The sequence below is a fragment of the Mycobacterium lehmannii genome (assembly GCF_001499925.1).
In the GTDB taxonomy this organism is placed as follows: Bacteria; Actinomycetota; Actinomycetes; order Mycobacteriales; family Mycobacteriaceae; genus Mycobacterium; species Mycobacterium lehmannii.
This window is the reverse complement of the sequence record NZ_LQIR01000027.1, coordinates 34,727-41,905: the sequence shown is the minus strand read 5'-3', so window position 1 is coordinate 41,905 and position 7,179 is coordinate 34,727. Positions and strand designations below refer to the sequence as shown.

7 protein-coding genes are annotated in these 7,179 nt (G+C 65.0%); 1 reads left to right on the top strand and 6 read right to left on the bottom strand.

Features of this window, described 5'->3' with window-relative positions; all coding sequences use genetic code 11:
• Nucleotides 1-252: 252 nt before the first annotated feature.
• On the bottom strand, nucleotides 253-1,506 hold the full coding sequence (murA, locus tag AU192_RS15865) for a UDP-N-acetylglucosamine 1-carboxyvinyltransferase (RefSeq protein ID WP_064397820.1): 1,254 nt from the start codon (nucleotides 1,504-1,506) through the stop codon (nucleotides 253-255).
• Nucleotides 1,507-1,576: 70 nt separating this feature from the next.
• Here murA and AU192_RS15860 point away from each other — a divergent pair, with 70 nt between their 5' ends.
• Entirely contained in the window at nucleotides 1,577-2,155 is a 579-nt protein-coding gene (locus tag AU192_RS15860) for a cob(I)yrinic acid a,c-diamide adenosyltransferase (protein WP_064397818.1), read from the top strand.
• Here AU192_RS15860 and AU192_RS15855 read toward each other — a convergent pair.
• From AU192_RS15855 to atpA, 5 genes are read right to left on the bottom strand one after another with little or no spacing between them, the layout of a single operon-like run.
• Nucleotides 2,152-2,598 (bottom strand): DUF2550 domain-containing protein, encoded by a 447-nt coding sequence (locus AU192_RS15855; RefSeq protein ID WP_064397817.1) that lies wholly within the window; start codon nucleotides 2,596-2,598, stop codon nucleotides 2,152-2,154. The genes AU192_RS15860 and AU192_RS15855 overlap by 4 nt on opposite strands.
• A 39-nt stretch (nucleotides 2,599-2,637) precedes the next feature.
• Nucleotides 2,638-3,003: a F0F1 ATP synthase subunit epsilon gene (locus tag AU192_RS15850; protein WP_064397815.1), complete on the bottom strand. Its 366-nt coding sequence runs from the start codon at nucleotides 3,001-3,003 to the stop codon at nucleotides 2,638-2,640.
• 2 nt (nucleotides 3,004-3,005) lie between these two features.
• Nucleotides 3,006-4,532 carry a F0F1 ATP synthase subunit beta gene (gene atpD, locus AU192_RS15845; RefSeq protein WP_064397813.1) on the bottom strand — a complete coding sequence of 509 codons (1,527 nt, stop codon included), beginning with the start codon at nucleotides 4,530-4,532 and terminating at the stop codon, nucleotides 3,006-3,008.
• A 21-nt stretch (nucleotides 4,533-4,553) separates the two neighbouring features.
• Nucleotides 4,554-5,480 carry a F0F1 ATP synthase subunit gamma gene (locus tag AU192_RS15840; protein ID WP_064397811.1) on the bottom strand — a complete coding sequence of 309 codons (927 nt, stop codon included), beginning with the start codon at nucleotides 5,478-5,480 and terminating at the stop codon, nucleotides 4,554-4,556.
• Nucleotides 5,481-5,493: 13 nt separating this feature from the next.
• Nucleotides 5,494-7,140 (bottom strand): F0F1 ATP synthase subunit alpha, encoded by a 1,647-nt coding sequence (gene atpA, locus AU192_RS15835; RefSeq protein WP_064397810.1) that lies wholly within the window; start codon nucleotides 7,138-7,140, stop codon nucleotides 5,494-5,496.
• Nucleotides 7,141-7,179: the final 39 nt, after the last annotated feature.

The window sequence follows — 7,179 nt, the reverse complement described above, 5'->3', positions numbered from 1 at the left end:
AAAACAGGGCATGGCAAAAAACAACAACAAACAAAAACCACCAAACACACTATTGAGTTCTCAAACAACACACCCGCTTTTGGGGCAACCCTGCCAGTCTATACCGATCTGGACAGAGACGTCAAACCCCGTCCGCCAGTCCGATTGGCCTGGGGCCGTGGGCTTCTCACAAGAGGATACGCCAGTTCCGAACAAACCCCAAAGCGGGTCCCGGGGCCAGGGACACAGTTCGCGGCAGCCCGGCGGTGCCGGTCAGGCTACGCGCTCGATTTCGGCGCCCAAGCTCTGGAGATTCTCGACAAACAGCGGATAACCGCGGTCGATGTGGAAGACGTCGTGGACCTCGGTATCGCCGTCGGCGACCAGCCCGGCCAGGACGAGCCCGGCACCGGCCCGGATATCGGACGACCAGACCGGCGCACTGGAGAGCTGCGGGATACCCCTGACCACCGCGTGATGGCCGTCGGTCCTGGCATCGGCTCCCAGGCGCACCATTTCCTCGACGAATCGGAAGCGGGCTTCGAAGACGTTCTCGGTGATCATCGACGTGCCGTCGGCGATCGACGCCAGGGCGATCGCCATCGGCTGCAGGTCCGTCGGGAAACCGGGGAACGGAAGCGTCGCGACGTTCACCGCCTTCGGACGCTCGTACTGGACCACCCGGAACCCGTCGTCGGACTGCGTCACGGTGGCGCCGGCGTCGTGCAGCTTGTGCAGGACCAGCTGCAGGTGCTGCGGGTCCACGCCGGTCACGGAGATATCGCCGTGCGTCATCGCGGCGGCGATTCCCCACGTCGCCGCCACGATCCGGTCGCCGATCACCCGGTGCTCGGTCGGATGCAGCCGGTCAACGCCGGTGATCGTCATCGTCGGGGTGCCCGCGCCGGAAATCTGGGCGCCCATCTGGTTGAGCATCGCGCAGAGATCGACGACGTCGGGTTCGCGCGCGGCATTGTGGATGGTCGTGACACCCTCGGCGACGACGGCCGCCATCAGAATATTCTCGGTGGCACCGACGGAGGGAAACTCCAGCTGGATCTCGGCGCCGCGGAGGTGGTCGGCCTCGGCCACCACACAACCGTGCTCGATGTTGCACCGCGCACCCAGCTGGCGCAGGCCGGCCTGATGCATGTCCAACGGTCGCGACCCGATCGCGTCGCCGCCCGGCAGCGCGACTTTGGCTCGCTTGCACCGGCCGACGAGCGGCCCCAATACGCACACTGAAGCGCGGAACTGACGAACGGCGGCAAAGTCGGCGTCGTACTTGGGTTCGTCGGGCGAGGTGATCCGGACGACGTCGCCGTTCAGCTCGACGGTGGCCCCGAGACCCCGCAGCACCTCGGCCATCAGTGGTACGTCGAGGATGTCCGGGCAATTCGTGATCGTGCTGGTGCCTTCAGCCAGCAGGGTCGCGGCCATCAGCTTCAAGACGCTGTTCTTTGCTCCCCCGACGGCAACTTCGCCAGATAACCGGTTTCCGCCGGTCACCACGAATCGCTCGCTCACGCGGGTAAGTCTAAACAGCGCCGCGGGCCATGTCAGTTTCCTCGGCCACGGGTTCCGGTACGGTTTGACCATGGCGGTCCATCTCACCCGGATATACACGCGTACGGGCGATGACGGCACCACGGGCCTGAGCGATTTCAGCAGGGTGTCAAAGAATGACGCCCGCCTCGTGGCGTATGCCGACTGCGACGAAGTCAACGCCGCCATCGGCGTTGCCATCGCCCTGGGAAGTCCCACCGAGCAAACGTCGAAGGTGCTCAAGCAAATTCAGAACGACCTCTTCGATGCGGGCGCTGACCTTTCGACTCCGGTGGTCGAGAACCCCGAACACCCGCCGCTGCGCATCACTCAAAGCTATATCGACCGACTCGAAGCCTGGTGCGACGAGTTCAACGAGCCGCTACCCGCGCTGAATTCGTTTGTGCTGCCCGGCGGTAGTCCCCTATCCGCGTTATTGCACGTCGCTCGCACGGTTGCCCGCCGCGCTGAGCGATCGGCCTGGGCAGCGGTCGAGTATCACGGCGATTCGATCACCGTGCTACCCGCGAAATACCTGAACAGGCTGTCGGATCTGCTCTTCATCCTGTCCCGCGCTGCCAACCCACAGGGCGACGTGCTGTGGCAACCGGGCGGTCCGGCAACGGATTAGAAGCTTCGGCGCCGCGCGCGAGGCGACGGCCGGGACTCCAGCCAGGACAGAAACGCCGTCAGCGCACCACGATCCAGCGCGATCTCGTAGCCGCGACGACGTTCAGGGCTGGTATCACGCAGCTCCAGAACCACGATTTCGTCGGTCATGATGTCGTACTCGTCGCCGCGCGGACCGCGGCGCGACACGATCTCCAGGCCGCGGCGGCTCAGCCGACGGTCGGGCCACCAGCGCAGACTCGACAACCGGTAGAAGCCGGCTTCGCCACCGCGATAACGCATTACACCGTGGCGCCAGCCCTGGCCACCGACAGCCGGCACGTCCCGCAAAATCCCTGCGGTACCGCCTACCTGCCGTAGCTTCCACAGCCGGTAGGACAGCGCGATCACGACGAAAAGCAGCACGCAGATCAGCGCGACCATGATGAACATGAGCGCGCTCATCTGTCTATCCCGTCGCTCCGCTCGCCCAGGCGCCGACCGCTAGTCGATCTGGCCCAGGGCGCGAAGCCTGGCTCGACCTTTTGCCGCGACTGCGGGATCGTCGGATTCGGAGTCCTGCCGCGCACGGTCGCTATCGATCTCGGATTCGAGTTCGGCGGACTCCGCAAGGATGATCACGCCTTCACCGGTGACCGACATGAACCCGCCGTCGACGGCGATGCGCAGATCCTCCTCGCCCTCTCGCTCGACGCGCACCATGGCGTCGTCGACGAGCTGAGCAACCAACGGGATATGGCGGGGCAAGATGCCGATCTCACCCGCAGTGGTGCGGGTGAACACGAACGTCGCCTTGCCCGACCAGATTTCCCGCTCGACGGCGACAATGTCGACGTCCAGATCTGCCATCGCTATTCGTCCTTGTCGGAATCGTCGCCCTTGTCGGCGTCGCCGTTCGAGTCCGTCTGAGCGGGGGCGCCGTCACCGCCGCCGGCATCCATCTTGGCGCCGAGGCTTTCTGCCTTCTTCTCCAGATCCTCGAGACCGCCGATGAGGAAGAACGCCTGCTCCGGCAGATGGTCGAAGTCGCCCTTGGTCAGCTTGTCGAACGCTTCGATGGTCTCCTTCAGCGGAACCGTCGAGCCGGGCTGCCCGGTGAACTGCTCGGCCGCCATCATGTTCTGCGACAGGAAGCGCTCGATCCGACGGGCGCGCTGCACCAGCTGCTTGTCCTCTTCGGCCAACTCGTCGATACCGAGGATCGCGATGATGTCCTGAAGGTCCTTGTAGCGCTGCAGGATCCGGATGACCTCTTGGGCGACGCGGTAGTGCTCGTCGCCGACCACGCTCGGGTCGAGGATCGTCGAGCTGGACGCCAGCGGGTCCACCGCCGGGAAGATGCCCTTGGAGAACACCGAACGGCTCAACTCCGTGGTGGCGTCGAGGTGGGCGAACGTCGTCGCGGGCGCCGGGTCGGTGTAGTCGTCGGCGGGCACGTACACGGCCTGCATCGAGGTGATCGAGTGGCCTCGGGTCGAGGTGATGCGCTCCTGCAGCTCACCCATCTCGTCGGCGAGCGTCGGCTGATAGCCCACCGCCGAAGGCATGCGGCCCAGCAGCGTCGAAACCTCCGAACCCGCCTGGGTGAATCGGAAGATGTTGTCGATGAACAGCAGCACGTCCTGGCCCTGCTCGTCACGGAAGAACTCGGCCATCGTCAACGCGGACAACGCGACTCGCATACGAGTGCCCGGCGGCTCGTCCATCTGGCCGAACACCAGCGCGGTGTCCTTGAGCACGTCGGCGTCGGCGAGCTCGACCCACAGGTCGTTGCCCTCGCGGGTGCGCTCGCCCACACCGGCGAACACCGAGGTACCGCCGAAGTTGCGGGCGATGCGGTTGATCATCTCCTGAATCAGAACGGTCTTGCCGACGCCGGCACCACCGAACAATGCGATCTTGCCGCCGCGGACGTAAGGGGTCAGCAGGTCGACGACCTTCAGGCCCGTCTCCAGCATCTCGGTCTTGGGTTCGAGCTGATCGAACGCAGGCGGCTTGCGGTGGATCGACCAGCGGTCGAAGTCCTTGCCGTAGCCGGGCTCGTCGAGGCAGTCGCCCAACGCGTTGAACACGTGGCCCTTGACGCCGTCGCCGACCGGCACCGAGATCGAGCTGCCGGTGTCGGTCACCTCGACACCACGCACCAGGCCGTCGGTCGGCTGCATCGAGATGCAGCGCACGAGGTTGTCGCCGAGGTGCTGGGCGACCTCGAGGGTCAGCGTCTTGGCCAGGTCCTTGTAACCGATCTCGGCGTGCAGCGCGTTGAACAGTTCCGGCACGGAACCGCGCGGGAACTCGACGTCGACGACGGGGCCGGTGACACGTACGACGCGGCCCGCGGTGTCGGTGCTGGTCGCTTTTTCAGCAGTAGCAGTCATTGTCTTCTTCGCTTTCTGGGGCTACTTCTTGGCGGCGTCCGCAAGCGCGTTCGCGCCACCGACGATTTCGCTGATTTCCTGGGTGATCTGAGATTGCCGTTCGCGGTTGGCCATCAAGGTCAGGTCCTTGATGAGATCGTCGGCGTTGTCGGTCGCCGACTTCATGGCGCGCCGGCGAGAAGCCGACTCCGACGCCGCCGCCTCGAGCAGCGCGGCGAAGATGCGGGTGGAGATGTACCGGGGCAACAGTGCGCCGAAGAGAGTTTCGGCATCCGGTTCGAAGGAGAACAGCGTCTGCAGTCCGGGGTCTTCTTCGCTGTACTCCACCACCATCGGTGCGATCCGGCGTGCGATCGCAGACTGCGACAGCATCGACCTGAATTCGGTGAAGACGATGTGCAGTTCGTCGACTCCGAGGACGTTGTCGGCACCGGGGTCGTCGCCTTCGTCGTCCATGCCGGCCGTGAACGCGTCGACCAGCGTGCTCGCGATCTCCTGAGCGTTTTCGTAGTCGGGCCGCTCGGAGAAGCCGGTCCACGACTCCTGGATGTCCCAGTTGCGGAAGCTGTAGTACCCGAGAGCTTTACGACCCACCACGTACAGGATCGGTTCCTTGCCCTCCGAACGAAGAAGGGCAAACAGCTCCTCGGACCTCCGGAAGATGTTCGCGTTGTACGCACCGGCGAGACCTCGGTCCGACGACACCACCAACACGGCGGCCCGCCGGGGATTCTCACGCGGGACGAGCAGCGGGTGATCGAGTGCGCTCGCGCTCGCGAGTTCGGTGAGCATGTTCGTGATCTCGCGGTCGTAGGGCCGAGCCGCCTCGACTCGGGCCTGCGCCTTGGCGATTCGCGACGTCGCGATCAGCTCCTGGGCTTTGGTGATCTTTTTGATCGAGCCCGCGGAGCGGATGCGGCCGCGCAATTCGCGCAGTGTGGCAGCCATCTGTGTTCAGGCCTTACTTCTTCTTCGGTGCGGGCTTGCGGACCTTCACCGATTCCTTTTCGACGTCTTCCTCGTCCATCGCCTCGACATGCTCGTCGGGCACGACCGAGCTGCCGTCGGTGGTGGCGAAGCCCTTCTTGAAGTCGTTGACGACCTTCTCGAGCTTCTCCTCCAGTTCCTCGGAGAGCTTCTTGCTCTCCCGGATCTCCTTGAGGATGCCCTCCTGCGACCCCTTCACGTGGTCGAGGAATTCCCGCTCGAACTTCTGAACGTCTTCGACGGGAACGGAATCCAGGTGACCCCTGGTGCCGAGGAAGATCGCGACCACCTGTTCCTCGACGGGCATCGGGCTGCTCTGCGGTTGCTTGAGCAACTCGACGAGCCGGGCGCCGCGGTCGAGCTGCGCCTTCGAGGTCTCGTCCAGATCGGAGGCGAACGCAGCGAACGACTCGAGTTCGCGGTACTGCGACAGGTCCAGACGCAGCGACCCGGCCACCTCCTTCATCGCCTTGATCTGTGCGGCGCCACCGACACGCGACACCGAGACACCCACGTTGATGGCCGGCCGCACACCCTGGTTGAACAGGTCGGTCTCCAGGAAGCACTGACCGTCGGTGATCGAGATGACGTTGGTCGGGATGTACGCCGAGATGTCATTGGCCTTGGTCTCGATGATCGGCAGACCGGTCAACGAACCGCCGCCGAGCTCATCGGAGAGCTTTGCGCAGCGCTCCAGCAGCCGGGAGTGCAGGTAGAACACATCGCCCGGGTACGCCTCGCGGCCCGGCGGGCGACGCAGCAGCAGCGAGATCGCGCGGTACGCCTCGGCCTGCTTGGTCAGGTCGTCGAAGACGATGAGCACGTGCTTGCCGTCGTACATCCAGTGCTGAGCGATCGACGAGCCCGTGTACGGCGCAAGCCATTTGAACCCGGCCGAGTCCGACGCCGGCGCGGCGACGATCGTCGTGTACTCCATGGCGCCGCCCTCTTCGAGGGTCTGGCGCACGCTGGCGATCGTGGTGCCCTTCTGCCCGATCGCCACGTACACACAGCGGACCTGCTGATCGGGATCGCCGGACTCCCAGTTCTGCCGCTGGTTGAGGATGGTGTCCACACACACCGCGGTCTTACCGGTCTTGCGGTCGCCGATGATCAGCTGACGCTGGCCGCGACCGATCGGGGTCTGCGAGTCGATGGCCTTGATGCCCGTCTGCAACGGCTCGCTCACGCCCTGGCGCTGCACCACCGACGGCGCCTGGAGCTCGAGCGCGCGCCGTTCGGTCGTCTCGATCTCGCCGCGGCCGTCGATCGGCTGGCCCAGCGGGTTGACCACGCGACCGAGGAAGGCGTCGCCCACCGGCACCGAGAGGACCTCGCCGGTGCGCTTCACCTGCTGGCCTTCTTCGATCTTCTCGAAGTCACCGAGGATGACGGCACCGATGCTGTGCTCGTCGAGGTTCAGTGCCACGCCCAGCACGCCGCCGGGGAACTCGAGCAGCTCCTGGGTCATCACCGACGGGAGACCCTCGACGTGAGCGATGCCGTCGCCGGCGTCGATGACGGTGCCGATCTCTTCGCGCTCGGTGTCCGCCTCGAAGCCGGAGACATACTCCTCGATCGCGCCCTGGATCTCATCCGCCGAGATCGTCAACTCTGCCATGGTGTTCTTCCTACTTCGTGTGTGGGTCTTGGTGTGGTG

Bases quoted from the DNA above. Each gene is read 5' to 3' on its own strand.
- atpD (WP_064397813.1), bottom strand. From the start codon at position 4,532: ATGACTGCTACTGCTGAAAAAGCGACCAGCACCGACACCGCGGGCCGC.
- atpA (WP_064397810.1), bottom strand. From the start codon at position 7,140: ATGGCAGAGTTGACGATCTCGGCGGATGAGATCCAGGGCGCGATCGAG.
- AU192_RS15850 (WP_064397815.1), bottom strand. From the start codon at position 3,003: ATGGCAGATCTGGACGTCGACATTGTCGCCGTCGAGCGGGAAATCTGG.
- AU192_RS15855 (WP_064397817.1), bottom strand. From the start codon at position 2,598: ATGAGCGCGCTCATGTTCATCATGGTCGCGCTGATCTGCGTGCTGCTT.
- AU192_RS15840 (WP_064397811.1), bottom strand. From the start codon at position 5,480: ATGGCTGCCACACTGCGCGAATTGCGCGGCCGCATCCGCTCCGCGGGC.
- AU192_RS15860 (WP_064397818.1), top strand. From the start codon at position 1,577: ATGGCGGTCCATCTCACCCGGATATACACGCGTACGGGCGATGACGGC.